The 2,222-nt window shown below is 59.5% G+C and carries 2 protein-coding genes; both read left to right on the plus strand.

Going from position 1 to position 2,222, the window contains the following annotated elements; translation table 11 throughout:
- The first annotated feature begins 201 nt into the window (after positions 1–201).
- Positions 202–987 (plus strand): IclR family transcriptional regulator, encoded by a 786-nt coding sequence (locus HMPREF9538_RS16435; RefSeq protein WP_002913046.1) that lies wholly within the window; start codon positions 202–204, stop codon positions 985–987.
- 10 nt (positions 988–997) lie between these two features.
- Positions 998–2,203, plus strand: coding sequence for an L-rhamnonate dehydratase (gene rhmD / locus HMPREF9538_RS16430; protein ID WP_009484776.1), 1,206 nt, complete (start codon positions 998–1,000; stop codon positions 2,201–2,203).
- Positions 2,204–2,222 lie beyond the last annotated feature (19 nt).

Consider the following 2,222-nt stretch of genomic DNA (forward strand, 5'->3'; position numbering starts at 1 on the left):
CCCCCCCCCCCCCCCCGGCCCCGGGGGGGGCGGGGTCGTCCAACCTGTTGTACTCTTCTGAAAAAATTCTGTGCGTTAAGTCGCAATTTTCTGCTGCGAACGGTCCAGTATACGGGAAAACGATTGCCCCGCGATGTCGCTCACACTTTACCGCCCGGACAATCGCAACACTGATTCCAGTATTCAGGATTGGAGTCCAGTATGTTGGAATCAACGAAAGTCCCGGCGCTGACCCGCGCGATTGAGATCCTCAATTTAATTGGCCGCATCGGCCCCTGCAGCGCGGCGACGATAATAGCGGAGCTGGGGATCCCGAAAAGCACGGTGTATCTGCTGCTGGGCGAGCTGAAAAAGCAGCGCTTCATCAGTATGGATAATCAGGATAACTACTGCCTGTGGACCAAGCTGGTGGAGCTGGCCGGGCAGGCGCTGAGCAAAATGGACCTGCGCGAGCTGGCGCGGCCGCGCCTCACCCGGCTGATGGATGAGTGCGGCCTGCTTTGTCACTTGGGCATTATCGATCAGGGTAACGCCTACTACATTCTGAAAATTGAGTCTCCCGCCACCATCAGCGTGCGCTCGCATGAGGGTAAGAGCCTGTCGCTTTACCGCTCCGGGATCGGCAAATGTTTGCTGGCCTGGCAGCCCGCCAGCGTTCAGGCGTCGATTATCGAAGACCTACAGTGGGAGCGGGCCACGCCAACGACCATCACCGATGCTCAACAGCTGCGGGAAGAGCTGGGGCGGATCCGCGCCCGGGGCTGGAGCTTTGATAATGGCGAGGACTATCCGGATGTGCGCTGCGTGGCTGCCCCGGTATTTAACGCCAATAACGACCTGACCGCCGCCATCTCGGTGGTGGGTACCCGTCTGCAAATCAATGAAGACAATCGCGATTACCTGGCTGGTAAGGCGATTGCCTGCGCGAAAGATATTTCACGTCTGCTGGGGTGGAAAAGCCCCTTCGAACAACTCGCCTCATCATAAGGAGAACATCATGACCCTACCGAAAATTAAACACGTCCGCGCCTGGTTCATCGGCGGCGCCACAGCAGAGCGGGGCGCCGGCGGCGGCGATTACCATGACCAGGGGGCTAACCACTGGATTGACGATCATATCGCCACCCCGATGAGCAAATATAAACAGTATGAGCAGTCCCGGCAGTCGTTTGGCATCAACGTGCTGGGCACGCTGATTGTGGAAGTGGAAGCCGACAACGGACAGACCGGCTTTGCGGTGTCGACGGCCGGGGAGATGGGCTGCTTTATCGTCGAAAAACATCTCAACCGCTTTATCGAAGGCAAATGCGTCAGCGATATCAAACTGATCCATGACCAGATGCTTAACGCCACCCTTTACTACGCGGGATCCGGCGGCCTGGTGATGAATACCATCTCCTGTGTCGACCTGGCGCTGTGGGACCTGTTCGGGAAAGTGGTTGGCCTGCCGGTCTACAAACTGTTGGGTGGGGCGGTGCGCGACGAAATCCAGTTCTATGCCACCGGCGCACGTCCGGACCTGGCGCAGGAGATGGGCTTTATCGGCGGCAAAATGCCTACCCACTGGGGGCCGCACGATGGCGACGCCGGGATCCGCAAAGACGTCGCCATGGTGGCGGATATGCGCGAAAAATGCGGCCCGGATTTCTGGTTAATGCTGGACTGCTGGATGAGCCAGGACGTTAACTATGCCACCAAACTTGCCCATGCCTGCGCCCCTTATAACCTCAAGTGGATCGAAGAGTGCCTGCCGCCGCAGCAGTATGAAGGCTATCGCGAGCTGAAGCGCCAGGCGCCGGCCGGGATGATGGTGACCTGCGGCGAGCACCACGGCACGCTGCAGTCCTTCCGCACCCTGTCGGAAACCGGCATCGATATTATGCAGCCCGACGTCGGCTGGTGCGGCGGCTTAACCACCCTGGTGGAGATCGCGGCCATCGCCAAAGCGCGCGGGCAGCTGGTAGTGCCCCACGGCTCGTCGGTTTACTCACATCATGCGGTGATCACCTTCACCAACACGCCGTTCAGTGAGTTTCTGATGACCAGTCCGGACTGCGCCACGCTGCGCCCGCAGTTCGACCCGATCCTGCTCGGCGAGCCGGTGCCGGAGAGAGGGCGCATTCATAAATCGGTCCTGGATAAACCCGGCTTTGGCGTCGAGCTCAATCGCGACTGCAACCTGAAGCGTCCTTATCAACACTGATTGCGTCGGGCCGCCCCCC

This window comes from Klebsiella sp. MS 92-3 (assembly GCF_000195655.1).
Taxonomy (GTDB): Bacteria; Pseudomonadota; Gammaproteobacteria; order Enterobacterales; family Enterobacteriaceae; genus Klebsiella; species Klebsiella pneumoniae.

Excerpts from the sequence above, each read along its gene's own strand:
- HMPREF9538_RS16435 (WP_002913046.1), top strand. The coding sequence starts at position 202 with ATGTTGGAATCAACGAAAGTCCCGGCGCTGACCCGCGCGATTGAGATC.
- rhmD (WP_009484776.1), top strand. The coding sequence starts at position 998 with ATGACCCTACCGAAAATTAAACACGTCCGCGCCTGGTTCATCGGCGGC.